16 protein-coding genes are annotated in these 18243 nt (G+C 36.2%); 4 read left to right on the top strand and 12 right to left on the bottom strand.

The genetic code is table 11. The features are described from left to right. The gene (gene cysK, locus ACO05S_RS17630; protein ID WP_421919334.1) at positions 1–909 is read left to right on the top strand and encodes a cysteine synthase A; all 909 of its coding nucleotides are present in this window, start codon (positions 1–3) and stop codon (positions 907–909) included. A 57-nt stretch (positions 910–966) separates the two neighbouring features. Here cysK and ACO05S_RS17625 read toward each other — a convergent pair whose 3' ends face one another. Both ACO05S_RS17625 and ACO05S_RS17620 read right to left on the bottom strand, forming a co-directional pair. Next, positions 967–1641: a TonB-dependent receptor plug domain-containing protein gene (locus tag ACO05S_RS17625; RefSeq protein ID WP_421919333.1), complete on the bottom strand. Its 675-nt coding sequence runs from the start codon at positions 1639–1641 to the stop codon at positions 967–969. Positions 1642–1919: 278 nt separating this feature from the next. Further along, positions 1920–2324 carry an acyl-CoA thioesterase gene (locus tag ACO05S_RS17620; RefSeq protein ID WP_421919332.1) on the bottom strand — a complete coding sequence of 135 codons (405 nt, stop codon included), beginning with the start codon at positions 2322–2324 and terminating at the stop codon, positions 1920–1922. 118 nt (positions 2325–2442) lie between these two features. Here ACO05S_RS17620 and ACO05S_RS17615 point away from each other — a divergent pair, with 118 nt between their 5' ends. Next, the gene (locus ACO05S_RS17615; protein WP_421919331.1) at positions 2443–3141 is read left to right on the top strand and encodes a DNA-binding domain-containing protein; all 699 of its coding nucleotides are present in this window, start codon (positions 2443–2445) and stop codon (positions 3139–3141) included. 356 nt (positions 3142–3497) lie between these two features. After that, entirely contained in the window at positions 3498–4076 is a 579-nt protein-coding gene (locus ACO05S_RS17610; RefSeq protein WP_421919330.1) for a transposase, read from the top strand. A 983-nt stretch (positions 4077–5059) separates the two neighbouring features. Here ACO05S_RS17610 and carB read toward each other — a convergent pair. The 10 genes from carB to ACO05S_RS17560 form a co-directional block, all read right to left on the bottom strand. Then, complete coding sequence (gene carB / locus ACO05S_RS17605; RefSeq protein ID WP_421919329.1) at positions 5060–8302, bottom strand: carbamoyl-phosphate synthase (glutamine-hydrolyzing) large subunit; 3243 nt, start codon at positions 8300–8302, stop codon at positions 5060–5062. 67 nt (positions 8303–8369) lie between these two features. Continuing rightward, on the bottom strand, positions 8370–9467 hold the full coding sequence (gene carA / locus ACO05S_RS17600; protein ID WP_421919328.1) for a glutamine-hydrolyzing carbamoyl-phosphate synthase small subunit: 1098 nt from the start codon (positions 9465–9467) through the stop codon (positions 8370–8372). A gap of 50 nt (positions 9468–9517) precedes the next feature. Then, a complete protein-coding gene (gene argH / locus ACO05S_RS17595) occupies positions 9518–10855 on the bottom strand; it encodes an argininosuccinate lyase (protein ID WP_421919327.1) in 1338 nt (445 codons plus the stop codon). Between the two features lie 162 nt (positions 10856–11017). Beyond that, complete coding sequence (locus tag ACO05S_RS17590; RefSeq protein WP_421919326.1) at positions 11018–12082, bottom strand: M20 family metallo-hydrolase; 1065 nt, start codon at positions 12080–12082, stop codon at positions 11018–11020. A 123-nt stretch (positions 12083–12205) separates the two neighbouring features. Next, complete coding sequence (gene argB / locus ACO05S_RS17585) at positions 12206–13009, bottom strand: acetylglutamate kinase (protein WP_421919325.1); 804 nt, start codon at positions 13007–13009, stop codon at positions 12206–12208. 27 nt (positions 13010–13036) lie between these two features. Continuing rightward, positions 13037–14179, bottom strand: coding sequence for an aspartate aminotransferase family protein (locus ACO05S_RS17580; protein WP_421919324.1), 1143 nt, complete (start codon positions 14177–14179; stop codon positions 13037–13039). Positions 14180–14190: 11 nt separating this feature from the next. After that, positions 14191–15156 (bottom strand): N-acetyl-gamma-glutamyl-phosphate reductase, encoded by a 966-nt coding sequence (argC, locus tag ACO05S_RS17575; protein ID WP_421919323.1) that lies wholly within the window; start codon positions 15154–15156, stop codon positions 14191–14193. Position 15157: 1 nt separating this feature from the next. Further along, on the bottom strand, positions 15158–16357 hold the full coding sequence (locus ACO05S_RS17570; protein WP_421919322.1) for an argininosuccinate synthase: 1200 nt from the start codon (positions 16355–16357) through the stop codon (positions 15158–15160). Then, complete coding sequence (locus ACO05S_RS17565; protein ID WP_421919321.1) at positions 16344–16973, bottom strand: GNAT family N-acetyltransferase; 630 nt, start codon at positions 16971–16973, stop codon at positions 16344–16346. Before ACO05S_RS17565 ends, ACO05S_RS17570 begins: the two co-directional genes overlap by 14 nt. A gap of 11 nt (positions 16974–16984) precedes the next feature. Next, positions 16985–17125, bottom strand: coding sequence for a hypothetical protein (locus ACO05S_RS17560; protein ID WP_421919320.1), 141 nt, complete (start codon positions 17123–17125; stop codon positions 16985–16987). An 836-nt stretch (positions 17126–17961) separates the two neighbouring features. On the opposite strand from ACO05S_RS17560, the gene ACO05S_RS17555 reads away from it, so the two are divergent. Further along, a complete protein-coding gene (locus ACO05S_RS17555) occupies positions 17962–18237 on the top strand; it encodes a hypothetical protein (RefSeq protein ID WP_421919319.1) in 276 nt (91 codons plus the stop codon). The last annotated feature ends 6 nt before the right edge of the window (positions 18238–18243 follow it).

Raw genomic sequence — 18243 nt, 5'->3', positions numbered from 1 at the left:
ATGAAACTGAATAATATTTTAGAAGGAATAGGAAATACTCCCGTTTTAAAACTGAATAAGGTATTTAAAGATGCCAATGTGTGGATGAAATTGGAAAGGGCAAATCCGGCAGGAAGTATTAAAGACAGAATTGCCTTATCGATGGTGCAAACTGCCGAAAAAGAAGGACAATTAACCGAAGGATCTATTATTATTGAACCTACCTCTGGAAATACTGGTGTTGGTTTGGCTATGGTTGCTGCGGTTAAAGCTTATAAATTAATCTTGGTAATGCCGGAATCAATGTCGGTAGAACGAAGAAGCCTCATGGCTGCTTACGGAGCAGAATTCGTTCTAACTCCGCGAGAATTAGGCATGAAAGGTGCGATTGAAAAAGCGGAAGAACTCATATCTGAAAATTCTAATTCGTGGATGCCATCACAATTTGACAATGAAGCCAATGTGGATATTCATAGAATGACTACAGCAAAAGAGATTATTACAGATTTTCCGGATGGTATCGATTATTTGATTACGGGTGTAGGAACAGGTGGCCATATTAGTGGAGTTGCAGAAATTTTAAAGCAGAAGTTTCCAAAATTGAAGGTGTTTGCAGTGGAACCAGAAGCATCTGCTGTAATTAGTGGCGGACAGGCAGGGCCGCACCCATTGCAAGGTATTGGAGCAGGATTTATTCCTAAAAACCTAAACACTAAGATTCTTGATGGAGCCATTCAGGTTAGTAAGGATGAAGCCTTTTCGATGGCCAAGGAATTAGCCATTAAAGAAGGTGTGCTCGCTGGTATATCAACCGGGGCATCCTTGGCAGCGGTTAGCAAGCAGCTTAAATCAATCGAATCTACTGCAGTGGTATTAACTTTTAATTATGATACGGGCGAGAGATACCTCTCGGTGGATGAATTGTTTTAATCATACAAAAGGCAGACTATTGAGGTCTGCCTTTCATTATTATCTTTTTTTACTTGCTTATTTTTTTTTGGTTGTAATCGATATTACTCCATTTCCACCATTTACTCCATAAATTGAGGCATCGCTACCTTTAATAATTTTAATGTTTTCAATGTCTGTTGTCGATAGGTTATTTAAAGCTGAATAAGATGTAAGAAAGCCATCAATCTCAATTTGTGCTGCACTTGATACTGATATTGATCCTTGCCCCTGAATAATAACTTCACCATTGGAAATCTGTAATGTTGGAAACTCATTGGTAAGAATATCCATAACCGAATTGTATCTGGAATAATCTATTGCTCCGGAGTTTTTTTGACTTAACTCTTTAAATTCATCAAGCAATAAAATGTGTCCGTTCTCAATTGCCTTGTCCATTGCATTTTCAATATTCGACAATTTTACTTTGGCTATCAGCTTGTCTTTTTTATTCTTCTTTACCTTTAATACATATTTGTCAAACCCTTTGGCTGTAACAATTAAACGATCTTTAATATCGCAAATACATTTAAAATTGCCTTGTTGATCAGTTCTGACTATTTGCTTGCTACTATTTACCAGCACATCAGCATTAACAACAGGAATTTTGTTGTAAACTAAAACTTTACCACTAACTTCTATTTGTTGGGCGCTTACAGAAAAGTACAAAAGGGAAATACTTAGGAACGAAAATATTGTTTTTAAGTAGGTCATAATAAAATGAAGGATTTTTAATTTAATTAAAGATAATCATATTTTAAACAACAGCTTTATCCATTAGATATCATTCTAATCATTTCCCTCTCCCATTTAATCTTTTTTAACTTTCCTTTGCAGCTCTTAACCGCCTATTGCCGTACCTTTGAATTGTGTACAAAGAACAGAAAAACAGAGCGGTTTTAAAATAGATTGAGTTTAAGGTTAACATGTAATGTGGGAAAGGATCGGAGGAGTTCGATCCTTTTTTTGTCTATAAAAAGCAGTATTATATTTTAGGCAAGATATTCTCGAAACAATTCGTCGAACACCTCTCCTTTACTCAGTCGCCCATTTACCAAGCAGATTACAAACACTTTCCCTTTCGCACAAACTTGCTTATCAGATATTCGGTAGATATCCTCCTTGAATACCAGCTTTAAGCCTTCTCTTTCAATGTTTAGTCGTACCTCAAATTCATCGCCACTGGTTAATGAGTTCTTGTAATCAATCTCAATGCGCGATACCATCGCATCTATCCCCTCTTCATGTAATCTCTTAAAATTACTTCCAATCGATTCTAAAAACTCATGACGGGCATGCTCTAAATAATTCTGATATACCGAGTTATTTACAACTCCTTGAATATCGCACTCGTAATCGCGCACCTTAAGAGGTAAAGTATAAATATAGTCTTTCATTTGATGTTTGTTTTTGAAGGACTAAAACTAATTAAAAGGAATTAAATGATGCTAATATTAAACTATTTTCTAAAAATTATGACTAATTTAAACGCCCCAAATACAATAAGCATTCAAAATGATTTACTATTACTTAAAGGAAAATCCTTTTCAAAAAGGAAAACACAAATACATTGGAATACCTGACTCCTTAAAAACAATAAACAGTAAGGATTTAATTGCCTTAGCTTCGTTAAAAGGAAATAGAATACCTGAATATTTGGTTGAAGGAGTACTGGAACGAGTTCAAGAAGTAATTGAAGAAGCTCTAAAAAAAGGAATATGCATCAATACACCACTCATTAATATTCAACCTACTTTAACTGGTAATTTCGAAGGTGAACATGATAAATTTGATAAGAAAAGACATCAACTTCATTTTCGTGTGTCGGAAGGAACATTTCTAAAAAGAATAGCCGATGAAGGTGAGCTGTTTAAAGTAACACCTCCAGGTTCATTAATACAGATTAACTCTGTTAAAAATTTAAGCTCTCCTACATCGAATTATCAATTTGAAAGAGGATCGATAATAGAACTGAAAGGCAAAAGCCTTAAACACGATAAAGAAGATAAACAGCAAGGTATTTTCCTGGTGCATGATACAAGCAAAAAAGAGTACAGAATAGAACTATCCATTAAAAGCACAAAAAGCTATCAAATGTTTCAGATTCCATTGGATATTGAAAAGGGCGACTACATGATTGAAGTACGTTGTTTACCTCCTCGATACACTTGTATTAGCTTAGGACGCTTCGATAAAGCCATTAGCATTATATAAACTTCCCTTAATAGTTATTACCGTATCAAGTACATGAAACGAACCGTATGAGGCATATGAAACGTAACACATCAAGTGCTTGAAACGATTGGTATGAAGAACTTGATACGGTAAGAAGTATTATAAGTATATGGTAAAGAGTAGCAGGGAGGGTTACATTGCATCAGCTTAATATAGCAATTAACACCCTTACTTAAAGTAAGAGCATCAAAATACAGGGATCTGAGGCTATCACTCCGAGTGATGCTCTCAGTTAATAATTGCAATTAACAAATTGATACGCTCACTTGATGCTCGCTGTGATTATCCTAATTATTAATTTTATTACTTTTAATGTAAACTATAGAATTATTACTATGTATTTTGAAGAAGATTATCTTTACCATGTTTATAACAGAAGCAATAATGGTGTTCGTATTTTTTACTCGCACGAGAATTACTTGTTTTTCCTAAAAAAACTTCGTAAACACTTAACTCCTTACTGTAGTATACTTGCATGGTGTCTTATGCCTACTCATTTTCATTTACTGATAAAGGTAAACTGCATTAAGCCAGAAAATTTTAATGTTGATTTAAATTTTTCAATTGGTAAGCTACTTGCTAGTTATACGAGAGCATTACAAAAGGAACAGAATTTTAATGGATCCTTATTTCAGAGCCATACAAAGACCAAATGCTTAAATATGCTTGAAGAAATAACGCCCTCGTATTGGAATGCTGAGTTTGGTGCAAGGATTAATACCAACCTGGATGATTATTCGTATCCACGAATTTGCTTTAACTATATTCATATGAATCCAGTATTCGATCAACTGGTTGCTTCGCCTGAGGATTGGGAGTTTTCATCTTATCGTGATTATTTTTGTGAGAGAAAAGGTTCTTTAATTGATTATGAATTGGCTAAAACGGAAAATTTGATAGGAGAACAATTGTAAAATCAATGATGCTGGAGGGTATCGCTTAAAGTATTGGTTTTTCGTTTCAAGGGAACAATTGATACCCTTACTTAAAGTAAGAGCATCAAAATGCTGGGATCTGAGGGTATCACTCCGAGTGATGCTCTCAGTTTTTGAATTGAAATAAGACACCAAAATGCAAGGTTCTATACTTATCACTTGAAGTGATATTTTTGGTTTTATTCAAGGGAACAATTAACACCCTTACTTAAAGTAAGAGCATCAAAATACAGAGATCTGAGGGTATCACTTCAAGTGATGCTCTCAGTTTTTGAATTGAAAAAAGACACCAAAATGCAGTGTTGTATAGTTTTCACTTGAAGTGATATTTTTGGTTTTTTTCAAGGGAACAATTAACACCCTTACTTAAAGTAAGAGCATCAAAATGCAGGGATCTGAGGGTATCACTGCGAGTGATGCTCTCAGTTTTTGAATTGAAATAAGACACCAAAATGCAAGGTTCTATACTTATCACTTGAAGTGATATTTTTGGTTTTTTTCCAAGGGAACAATTGATACCCTTACTTAAAGTAAGAGCATCAAAATGCCGGGATCTGAGGGTATCACTGCGTGTGATGCTCTCAGTTTTTGAATTGAAATAAGACACCAAAATGCAGGGTTCTATACTTATCACTTGAAGTGATATTTTTGGTTTTTTTCAAGGGAACAATTAACACCCTTACTTAAAGTAAGAGCATCAAAATGCAAGGATCTGAGGGTATCACTGCGAGTGATGCTCTCAGTTTTTGAATTGAAAAAAGACACCAAAATGCAAGGTTCTATACTTATCACTTGAAGTGATATTTTTGGTTTTTTTCAAGGGAACAATTAACACCCTTACTTAAAGTAAGAGCATCAAAATGCAGGGATCTGAGGGTATCACTTCAAGTGATGTTCTCAGTTTTTTATTGCAAGCAAGCATTGATACCCTCACATGGAGTGAGAGCATCAAAGTATTTCTTCTACCAATCTTGCTTTTGCTCTACGTAATCGCTAAAGCTTTCGATTTTAAGATCGGCTTCGGACTTTTTACAGATTGAGTAGATAAAAGCAGATGCCAAACGGGCATTGGTTACCAAAGGAACGTTTAAGTCGATGGCAGAACGTCTGATTTGGTAATCGTTGTTCAGCTCATCCTTGCTCAAGTTCTTTGGTATGTTCACAACCAAATCTACTTCTCTATCGCGAATCAAACTTACCGCTGTTTTCTCTTCGTTTTCATCTGGCCAGGCAACTGCTTCAACCGTCACGCCATTTTCCTGAAGGAACTTTGCTGTACCTCTTGTTCCGTATAGCTTGTATCCACGCTCCTCTAGCATCTTGGAGCTCTTTAATAGCTCTAGTTTCGAGCGAATAGGACCACTACTAATTAACACTGCTTTCTTCGGTACACGATAACCTACTGATATCATTGATTTTAATATCGCATCGTAGTAATCTGCACCTAAACAACCTACTTCGCCAGTTGAAGACATGTCTACACCTAAAATAGGATCGGCTTTCGACAATCTTGAGAATGAAAATTGCGATGCTTTTACACCAATATGTTCCAACTCGAACATTGATGGAAGATTATTTGGAATTTGAACATCCAACATTGCCTGTGTAGCTGTTTCCACAAAATTATAGTCCATTACTTTCGATACAAATGGGAAACTACGGCTGGCACGAAGGTTACATTCGATTACCTTAATGTCGTTGTCTTTTGCCAACAACTGCATATTGAATGGTCCAGTAATATCTAATGATTTTGCAACCTTACGCGCAATCTTTCTGATTCTGCGTATGGTTTCAAAGTACAATTTCTGAGGTGGGAATACCAAGGTTGCATCACCAGAGTGTACTCCTGCAAACTCAACGTGCTCAGAGATGGCATCTATCACAATTTCTCCATTCTTGGCAACACCATCGAACTCAATCTCTTTGGCTTCCTGGATAAACTCACTCACGACTACAGGATATTGCTTAGAAACTTGAGCCGCAAGATTAAGGAAGTGTCCTAATTCCTCACGGTTCGATACCACATTCATGGCAGCACCTGAAAGCACGTAACTTGGGCGAATCAATACAGGGAATCCCACTTCATCAATAAACTCGTGAATGGCATCAATGCTGGTCAACTCACTCCAACGTGGCTGATCAACTCCTAGTTCATCTAACATCGCCGAGAATGTCTGACGGTTTTCTGCTCTGTCAATCGACTCTGGAGACGTACCCAACACTTTTACATCTGCTTTGTGCAGGCGCATTGATAAATTCTGAGGTATCTGTCCACCAACCGATACAATTACACCTCTAGGCGATTCCAAATCGATGATATCCAAAACTCTTTCGAATGACAGTTCATCGAAATACAGTCGGTCACAAACATCGTAATCGGTACTTACTGTTTCAGGATTGTAGTTGATCATTACAGAACGTAAACCTTCTTTGTTTACAGCATTCAGTGCATTTACACTACACCAGTCAAATTCTACCGATGATCCAATTCTATAGGCACCCGAACCCAATACAATTACAGATTGATTATCATCCTCATATGAGATGTCATTTTCATCACCACTATAAGTAAGATAAATGTAATTGGTTTGCGCAGGATATTCTGCCGCTAGTGTGTCAATTTGCTTCACAACCGGAACAATTCCTTTCGTTTTTCTGTGTTTTCTTACCGATAGCAATTCCGATTCCATATTGGTATTTTCTGGCTTCAGAACGAATCTTGCCAACTGGAAATCCGAGAATCCGTATACCTTAGCTGCTTTAAGCAATTCATCAGGTAAAGTCTGTAAATTATTATGCTTTTGCAGATCCCACTTAATCTTAGTGATGTGTTCCAGTTTGCTTAGGAACCATTTGTCGATCTTGGTAAGATCATGCACCTTATCTATGCTATAGCCTTTTTCGAATGCCTGCGCAATGGAGAAAATACGCATATCAGTAGGATGTGTCAACTCCTTATCGACATCTTCAAATTTAGAGTGAACATTCCCTACAAATCCGTGCATTCCCTGACCGATCATACGCAATCCTTTCTGAATGGCTTCCTCAAAGTTGCGACCAATGGCCATAACCTCACCAACCGATTTCATGCTCGACCCGATCTCTTTGGTAACACCTTCGAATTTGTTCAAATCCCAACGAGGAATTTTACAAACTACATAATCCAAAGCAGGCTCGAAACAAGCAGTAGTGGTTTGAGTAACGGTATTCTTCAACTCGTGCAATGCGTATCCTAAACCAAGCTTAGCCGCGACGAACGCCAAGGGATATCCTGTAGCTTTCGATGCTAATGCAGATGATCTGGATAAACGCGCATTCACTTCAATTACACGATAATCTTCTGAGTTAGGATCCAATGCATACTGTACGTTACACTCTCCCACTACGCCCATATGACGAATAATCTTTATCGCCAATGCTCTTAGCTTGTGATACTCGGAATTGGTTAGCGTTTGAGAAGGGGCAATTACAATACTTTCACCAGTATGGATTCCCAGCGGATCGAAGTTTTCCATATTACAAACCGTAATACAGTTATCGTAAGCGTCACGTACCACCTCGTATTCTACCTCTTTCCAACCTTTCAGCGATTCCTCAACCAAAATCTGGTTTGAGTATGATAATGCGTTCTCAGCTAGCTTTTTCAGTTCTTCCAAATTATTACAGAAACCTGAACCTTGCCCACCAAGTGTAAAGGCCGCACGAACGATAATTGGGAAACCTAATTTATCAGCTGCATCTAATGCTCCTTGCACAGATGAAACCGCATAAGATTGAGGAGTTTTTACATCAATCTTTCGCAACTCGTTAGCAAAAATCTCTCTATCCTCAGTTTTAATAATCGCTTCGATTGGTGTTCCCAGTACCTTAAGCTTGTACTTCTCCAGAATACCAGATTCGAAAAGTTGCACACCACAATTTAAGGCTGTTTGTCCGCCAAATGCTAATAGAATTCCATCCGGCTTTTCTTTTAATATTACCTGTTCCACAAAAAAGGGAGTAACCGGCAAGAAATAAATCTGATCGGCAACTCCCTTAGAAGTTTGTACGGTTGCGATATTCGGGTTAATCAATACGGTATAAATACCTTCCTCTTTCATGGCTTTTAATGCCTGAGAACCGGAATAGTCAAATTCACCAGCTTCACCAATTTTAAGGGCTCCTGAACCTAATACGAGTACTTTCTTTATTTTGTCTTTAATCATTGTTCCTAGCTATTAGCCTTTAGCAATTAGCTATTGGCTGTTAATTGATAATTCTTCTAATTTTTCCTTATTCATTTATACTTGATACTTTATACTCTTCCATCATTCCAATGAAATCGTCAAAAAGGAACTCTGTATCAGTAGGTCCACTCGATGCTTCGGGGTGAAACTGAGAAGCAAAAAATGGTTTAGAAACATGCTTTATTCCTTCGCATGTATTGTCGTTGGCATTAATGAACAAAGGTTGCCATTCTTTAGGTAAAGTATCGTTATTAATAGCATAGCCGTGGTTCTGCGAGGTAATGAAACAACGCTTGGTTCCCTGAAGTACTACTGGCTGGTTGTGAGATCTGTGTCCGTACTTTAATTTGTAGGTATCAGCTCCTGCGGCAAGCGCCATAAGTTGTGTTCCCAGACAAATTCCCATAATTGGAGTATCTTGATCAAAAGCTTTCTTCAAATTTGCAATGGCAGATGTATTCTGTTTTGGGTCTCCTGGACCATTAGAAATAAATAAGCCATCGTATTCCTCTTGTGTGAAGTCGTAATCATGAGGAACTCGTATTACGGTTGTATCGCGTTTTAACAGACACCTGATAATGTTATTCTTTACTCCACAATCTAATAAAAGTACTTTGTGCTTTCCGTTGCCATAAACTTTTTTATCAGGAATACTTACCTGTGCTACCAGGTTTTCAAGGTTTGGATCTTTCCATTCAGGTTCCTTATCCTGAAAAACAATTTTGGCAAGCATGCTCCCTTGTTCTCGAAGCTTTTTGGTTAGAGCACGGGTGTCTACACCATAAATACCGGGAATTTTGTGTTCTTTCATCCAGTCTGCAAGACTTAAGCTAGCATTCCAGTGACTAAATTCTTCGGTGTAATCAGAAACAATAAATGCTGAAACCTGAATCTTTTCTGATTCATAAAAGCGGAACAGTTCATCTTCTTGCAATGTTCCCGGAACCCCGTAGTTTCCAATCAAAGGGAAAGTACTCACCAAAATCTGTCCTTTGTAAGAAGGATCGGTCAAACTTTCAGGATATCCCGTCATTGCAGTGTTAAACACCATCTCTCCTGCCACGGAGTCCTCATACCCAAAAGATGTACCAATATATTCTGATCCATCCTGTAATATTAGCTTTGCTTTTATCTGTTGTGACATAAACAGTTCTATAAAATGGTTAATGTTATATTTTCAGTACCTAGTAGTTACTATATTCGATTCAATAAATTCATATATGCCTCTTTTGTTTTATGAAAATTGAATGCAATAAAAGTTTCATTCATTTTGCAAACAATCTTATCGTTACACAGGTTGCCAATACTTCCTTCGTGTACATGTTTAATTTCACCTTCGTGATTAAAATCGCCTGCTTCAACAAGTTGTCCAACTTTTTTGTATGCATCACGAAAAGGAATACCATCAACTACCATTTTATTTACCTCTTCAACGGTAAACAAGTATTTGTAGCGTTCATCATTCAATACCTCTTCGTTTATTTTTACTTCCGATAGCATAATTCTGGTCATTTCGAGACATGAAAGCATTTTATCAAATGAAGGCATAAAGAACTCTTTGGTTAGCTGATAATCTCGATGATATCCTGAAGGAAGGTTTGATGTTACAGCCTGTATTTGAGCTGGTAACATTTGCAATGCATTGGCATTTGCTCTAATAACCTCAAACACATCCGGATTTTTTTTGTGTGGCATGATACTGCTTCCAGTGGTTAGTTCATCAGGGAAACTTAGGAAGTTAAAGTTCTGCGAGTTGTACAAGCATGCATCCATAGCCAGTTTGGCAATGGTCATGGCCATATTTGCCAAAGCTGACAGTACAGTAAACTCCATTTTTCCACGCCCCATTTGTGCATATACCACGTTGTAGCTTAGGTCATCAAAACCGAGCAAATCGCTTGTCATTTGTCGATTTAATGGGAAAGAAGAACCATATCCGGCTCCCGATCCCAACGGATTTTGATTTACTACCTTATAAGCTGCTTGCAACACCAAAAGATCATCGGTTAAGCTTTCAGCATATGATCCAAACCATAAACCAAACGATGATGGCATAGCTACTTGCAAGTGTGTGTATCCTGGAATCAATACATCTTTGTATGCATTACTTTTCTCAATCAATTCATCGAATAGCAATCTTGCCTCACGAACGATTTCCTCCAGTTTATTTCGGGTGAATAGTTTCAAGTCCAATAGAACCTGATCGTTTCTCGATCTTCCACTGTGTATTTTCTTACCGATATCTCCTAATGACTGGGTAAGCAAATACTCCACTTGGGAGTGAACATCCTCAATCCCGTCTTCAATCACAAAGTCATCGTTTTTAATGGCTGAATATATTTTGCGGAGTTCTTCCTGAATTAATTTCAATTCTTTCTTTTCAAGCAGACCAATAGACTGAAGCATTTCGATGTGGGCAAGTGATCCCAACACATCAAAAGCTGCCAGCTCCAAGTCTAATTCACGATCCATACCTATCGTAAACTGTTCAATTTTCTTATCAACTTTTACGCCTTTATCCCAAAGTTTCATATTCTGTGTTTGTTTAAATATTAAGTCAAGCGGTGATTCCAAACTCCTTTTCTATAAAGCAGTTATCATTTAGATTTTTATATAGCTTTTATGCACTGTGAAAATGTTTAAGAACTTTTTGTTTTCCTCCTTTACAAGTTCACACATTAACTCATTCACTTCTCAAATTTTCAATCCATTCAACAAGTTATAATATTTTTGGATCCCTTTCTTTATTTCATGTAAATAGATAAACTCATCTGCTGTATGCGATCTGGCAGAATCTCCAGGACCTAACTTTAGAGTAGGAAATCCTTTCATTATTGCTTGATCAGATGTTGTTGGAGACCCATAATATCCCATTCCTAGATTTAAGCCAGTTTGAATAAGTGGATGCTCCAATGGAATGCCAGAAGAATTCATTCTGAACGATCTGGCTTTTACCTCACTTTCTATATTTTCTTGAATAATATCGAAGGCTTTTTCGTTAGAATAATGCTCGTTTGTTCTAACATCAACTACATATTTGCATGATGCTGGAATTACATTGTGTTGTTTCCCCGCGTTAACTTGAGTCACAGTCATTTTAACCGGACCAAGCATTTGCGATTCATTTTCAAATTTGAAAGAATGAAACCATTCAATGTCATTCATTGCTATACTTATGGCATTTACTCCTTCATTTCTGGCAGCGTGACCGGGAACTCCTTTGGCTTCACAATCTAAAACCATCAGTCCTTTTTCTGCAATAGCCATTTCCATTAATGTTGGTTCACCTACTATTCCAACATCTATTCTACCTATCTCATCTTGCACTAACTCAAAGCCGTTTTTACCTGAGATTTCCTCTTCTGCCGAAGCACAAAACACTCGGTTGTATTCCTGATCCGTTTCGTCCAGTGCCAGAAAAGTAGCCATAAGTGAGACCAAGCAGCCACCAGCATCATTGCTTCCCAAACCATAAAGTTGATCGTCTACAATTTCAGGATTGTAAGGATCTTTTGTCCATTTTTCGTTAGGCTTTACCGTATCCAAATGAGAATTCATTAGCAAGACTGGCTTACCTTCATTGAAATCTGAATTGAAGATCCAAACATTGTTACCTTTTCTATTCACTTTATAGCCAAAGCTTTTAAGTTTATTCTCCATCAAATCAGCAACCGTATGTTCCTCTTTACTGAAAGATTGAATAGAGATTAACTCTTTCAAAGTTTGCAGGGCTATATTTTTATATTTTTCCAAATTCATTTCTTTAATTTTTAACGCTAAGGCAGAAAGACGTTAAATCTTGAATTGCAATGCTTAAATTCTCACAAATAGGCGCAGATTTTTTTACGCTGATTTTTGCAGAATATCTAACAAGCTTATTCATCATTCTTTGTGTCCTTGTGTCTTTGCGTTTAAGACTACTTGTGTTCCGGAAGATTTACAATTCTCCATCGAAACAAAATTACCAATGATAACTTCCTCAACGCCTTGAGATAATGCATAAAAAGCATTTTCTGTTTTCGGCATCATACCAGTATTGATACTCCCTTCTTTCACCATTTTCTTGCATTGATCGGAAGTTAATACTGGCATTACACTGCTTTCATCTTCTGCATCCATTAAAACCCCTAGTTTTTCGAAGCTATAAATGAGCTTCACTTTGTAAAACCTGCTTAATGCAGTAGCTAGTTCGGTTGCGATGGTGTCAGCATTTGTGTTGAGTAATTGACCTTTTCCATCGTGTGTAATAGGAGCAATTACCAAAGTAGAGTTGCATTCAATTTGCTTGCATAATGCTAAGGTGTTCACTTTCGTGATATCTCCCACAAATCCAAAATCAATTGTAGGATGATTACGCTTCTCTGCAAGTATCAAATCCTGATCGGCACCGCACATTCCAAGTGCATTAACGCCTCTTGCTTGCAAAGAAGCTACGATATTCTTGTTAACCAAACCAGCATAAACCATTGTTACCAGCTTAAGATTATCAGCATCAGTAATTCTTCTTCCATTTACCATTTTGGTTTTCACTCCAAGTTCACCCGATAAATCAGAAGCTAATTTACCCCCACCATGAACAAGAACTACTTTACCATTAAGGTTTGAAAAAGCATCCAAAAAGTCATTTAACTTATTAGGATTATCAATTACATTTCCTCCAATTTTTACTACTGTTAATTCGCTCATTTCTTCTTACAATTTGGGTTTTACTACTTAGTGTTTAACTGCACAGGTGCTTGCTAAAACACAGTTAAATGCTTCAATGAATTGGTCTGCTTCAGCTTTCGATATTGATAGCGGTGGTAGTAAACGAAGCGTGTTTTCTCCTGAGGAACCTGTAAATATTCCATATTCCTTTAAAAGCTTCGTTCTTGTTTCTGACATATTTTCAATGTCTATACCAATCATTAAACCTTTCCCCCTTATTGCTTTTACAGCATTATTATCTTTTAAATTCGCGATTAAATAATTGCCTATTTCTTTCGCATTATCTATTAATTGCTCTTCTTCTATAGTTTCAAGAACAGCTATTGCTGCGGCACATGCCAGATGATTTCCACCAAAGGTTGTTCCTAGCATGCCTTTCCAAGGTTTTAGCTTTGGAGATATCAAAACTCCAGCAATTGGAAAACCATTTCCCATTCCTTTTGCTGTGGTAATAATATCTGGCTTTACACCAGAATACTGGTGTGCAAAAAACTTTCCGCTTCTTCCAAATCCTGATTGAATCTCATCCAGAATTAGCAAAGCATCATTTTCTTCACAAACGGTTTTAGCTGTTTTTAGGAAATCTATTGTTGGCTCAACAACTCCATTAACACCCTGAATCCCTTCTATAATAACAGCGGATACGTTCCCTTTAGAAAGTTCACTCTTAAGAGATTCAGTATCATTCATTTCAACAAATGCTACGTCGTGTTCGACATTGAATTCAGATGCTAATTTTGGATTGTCAGTTATTGACAGAGCTCCTCCTGTTCTACCATGAAATGCACCTTTAATTGAGATTACTTTTGACTTTTGATTGTGAAATGATGCAATCTTTAATGCATTCTCATTTGCCTCTGCTCCCGAATTGCACAGAAACAAATTGTAATCATCATATCCACTTATCTTCCCTAATTTACAAGCCAATTTTTCTTGCAAATCATTCTTAACCGCATTCGAATAAAATCCTAAACAATGCAGTTGGTTTTCGATCCTAAACATGTAGTGAGGGTGAGAATGACCGATGGAAATCACACCATGACCTCCATAAAAATCCAGGTATTGATTTCCTTTGTCATCGGAAAGTTCCATTCCCTTTCCGTTCACTAGGTTTATATCGTAACAATTATATACGTCGAATAATTTCATTTTTATCTTATTTAAAAACCAATTGGTTTTAATCCTAAACCCTCTTTTTCATTCAGGCCAAGCATCAGGTTCATATTCTGAACAGCTTGTCCCGATGCACCTTTTAATAAATTATCAATCACTGAGATAATCATTAGCTTGCTACCGTGTTTCTCAAAATATAACACACACTTGTTAGTGTTAACTACCTGTTTTACATCAGGTATAGTATTCGAGATGGAAACAAAAGGGTGTTCGGAATAATACAAATCATATTTCTCTTTGGCTTCTTCCAGACTCCATTTACAATCAGTATAGATTGTTGCCATGATGCCTCGGCTAAAGTTTCCTCTTACCGGGATAAAGTTGATCTCCTTTGAGTAATCAGGCTGTAGCTGAAGTACAGATTCATTAATCTCTGACAAATGCTGATGTGTAAATGCTTTATATACTGCTACATTATTATTCTTCCAGCTAAAGTGTGAAGTTACCATAGGATTTTGTCCTGCTCCAGTCGATCCTGTAATTGCATTTACATGGATTTCTTCACTTAATTGTTTTTCTGCTGCCAATGGAAGCAATCCCAACTCAATACAAGTAGCAAAACATCCTGGATTTGCTATTCTATTAGCTGTTTCAATACTTTCCTTATTCAATTCCGGTAATCCATAAACAAAACCGTTGCCATTGTTTTTAGGTCTGTAATCAGTACTTAAATCAACAATTTTAAGACCATTAGGTAAATTGTTTTGATCCAGAAATAATTTGGTTTTTCCATGACCGGAGCAGATAAATATCACATCTACTTTTGAATAGTCGGCTTTGCCAAATTTCAAATCAGTATCTCCAAGCAAATCTTTGTGCACATCGGTAATTGGATAACCATCATGACTAGCACTTTGTACAAAAGCAATATTCACTTTCGGATGCCAAATTAAAATCCGTAACAATTCTCCTGCAGTATATCCTGCACCACCTATTATACCAACTTTTACCATTTTATTGCTGATTTATTGTATGATAAATTTTAAGAGAATTAGCTAGAATATTTGTAAATCCTTTTACATCATCAGCTGTCCAACCTTCATTGCTTTCACCATATTGTCCAAATAAATCAGACATTAAGTCATTTGGAGATTCTATACCTTCTATTTGAAAGTATTTAGGAAACATTTTAATACATACCGTTCCATTGACATTCCTTTGTGTATCAACAAGAAAGCTTTCCATATTTCTCATTACTGGTTCCAAATATTGAGCTTCATGCAAAAGCATTCCATAGAAATTTGCAATTTGTTCCTTCCAATGCATTTGCCATTTTGTTAGCGTATGCTTTTCTAAAGTTTGATGAGCTTGAATGATCATTAAAGGGGCAGCGGCCTCAAAAGCAACTCTACCTTTTGTCCCAATTATAGTGTCTCCAATGTGCATATCTCTCCCAATCCCAAAAGCGGCTCCAGCTTCTTCAATTTTTTGAATTGCTTCAAGCGGATGGTCAACTTTTTCACCATTTACTGCTACTAATTCACCTTCCTTGAACTCTATGCTTAAATTTTCTGGATCCGTTTTTTCAACTTGCTTAGGATAAGCTTCTTCTGGCAATGGTAAGTTGGAACTTAAAGTCTCCTTTCCTCCAATACTTGTTCCCCAAATTCCTGCATTAATGGAATATTTCATTTTTTCGAAGTTCGCATTAATGCCGTGTTCTTTTAGGTAGTTAATTTCCATTTCCCTACTTAATTCCAAATCTCTAGTAGGAGTTATAATTTCAGCATTAGGAGCCATTATTTTAAAAATCAAATCGAACCTGATCTGATCATTTCCAGCTCCTGTACTACCGTGCGCTATATAATCTGCATTAATGGAATGAGCATATTGAGCAATTGCCATTGCCTGAAATGCTCTCTCGGAGCTTACCGATAATGGATATGTATTGTTCTTTAATACATTACCCATAATCATGTACTTGATACATTTTTCGTAGTATTCTTCTGTGATATCTAACGATACATGTTCAGCAACGCCAAGTTGTTTGGTTCTATCTTCAATTTCTAAAAGTTCCTCTTTACTGAAACCACCTGTATTTCCTAACGCGGTGTACACTTCCATCCCCAACTCCTTAGAAAGGTAAAGTGCACAATATGTTGTATCTAATCCTCCGCTATATGCTAATACTACTTTTTTCTTATTTGATGTCATTGTCGTTTTCTTTTGATTGATTGAATTGCTTGATTGTTTCTTTTAGATTGGGTGTACCATTCTTACTCGGATCGAATAACATGCCAGTACAAAGGCACATTTTTCGATCGGTTCTTTGAAGAATATCGTAGTTAACACAACTACTACAACCTTTCCAAAATGATTCGTCTGTAGTTAATTCTGAGAATGTTACAGGTCTATAACCTAAATCTGAATTAATCTTCATAACAGGAAGACTGGTTGTTAAACCGAAGATCTTAGCTTGAGGATATCGCTTTCTTGATAAATTAAATGCTTCTGCTTTTATTAACTTTGCTAATCCAACAGCTCTATACTCTGGATCGACAATTAGACCTGAATTGGCAACATATTTACCATGCTCCCAAGTCTCTACATAGCAGAATCCTATAACTTTTAAGTCATCAAATGCAATTACAGCTTTTCCTTCCTGTATCTTTTGTACGATGTACAAAGGATTTCTTTTTGCAATTCCAGTACCACGTATTTTTGCGGCTCTTTCAATCATTTCACAAATATCACCAGCATAATCAATATGCCTTAAATCTGCTACAATGACACTTATTTTTTGCTCAACTTCCATTAATGTATCTATCATTTGTTAGTCTTCTAGGTTTCCCAAAATAATGCTACACCTGTAAGGCACAACCATTTGTTATTAATGTCGATAAAGAATGTTTCTTTTAAATTGTTGTTGTTAAGATTCCTAAACCATCGTCGTCGGAATTCTAAGGAGTTGTTACTTTTCATTTTATATCATTTTAAATTTGCATACAAAAAAAGCCTACCGCAGGAACGGTAAGCTTAATACAGTTTATAGAATATCTGACAATCAGATACAGCAAGCTCATCCGCCCCTCCTGGGTAACAGTTACTTCGCAAATGGCGTCTGCTTTCTGTAAAGATTATCTTTTTCATTTTTATTATTTCTTGATTCAATAGTTATTAAAAGTTCAAAAAAAAGGCTTACCGGGAAAAACGGTAAGCCTTCTAAATATTGTTCTTAATCATTGATTACAAGACAATAAGACCGGAACCGCTTTCCTTAAGGGTGCGCTCATTCGTCGTATGTAAAGCAATTGAATCATTTGGTTTTTCTTCTACATTTAATTTCAAAAAAAAACTTTCCGAATGGGAAAGCTTGGAAATGTATCATACCAACACTTGTCCTTATCGTTACAATAAAGATCTGAATATGCGTCGTCGGATGATAAATATTTTTTCCATACTTTTTTATTTGCTGCTTACAAAGATAAAGGCAAAATACATTAATATCCTAATAAAAAAGAATATTTTTTGTGATACACTCCGTTTCAAAGCTTTGCATCCATTTTTTTAATAGATTTTTTTTAGCGAACCTCTATTTTGGTGGTACAAGTATAAAAAGTTGCCATATTCTTCATGCTTACTACGAATCATGTTTCAACATATCCTTTTTAAATAAGACACTTTTATCTTTTTTATGTTCGAACTTCTTGTTTAATTAATGATTTTTAACACTTTAAATGAGTTTTATTGAATAACCATTTATATATTGCGTCGTAGAATTGATTTAAATATCAAAAATCTAAATAGTTGAAATCATTATGGAGTTGAAAAAAATTGTAGGGTTTGTGTTGTTTGGTTTAGCTGTTGTTACTTTTGTTCTTACTTATTCCTTTCCTTTTATTCTAGTTGGAACTAAAAAAGTTGTTTTCTTTACTGCTTCTGTTTATGTACTAAATAAGGTATTCTTTTATTCATCAATCTATATTTTGGGACAACAATTTATTACGAAAATTGGCAAATACCTGCCAAGATGGGTTGAAAAGAAACTTTTAAAAATTTTAAAAGTTCATCCAGTTGTGGAATCTACAAGCTAATGTAAG

This window comes from Marinifilum sp. (assembly GCF_965230805.1).
Classification (GTDB): Bacteria; Bacteroidota; Bacteroidia; order Bacteroidales; family Marinifilaceae; genus Marinifilum.
Note: the sequence above shows the minus strand (reverse complement) of the source record. Positions and strands in the feature narration are given on the sequence as shown.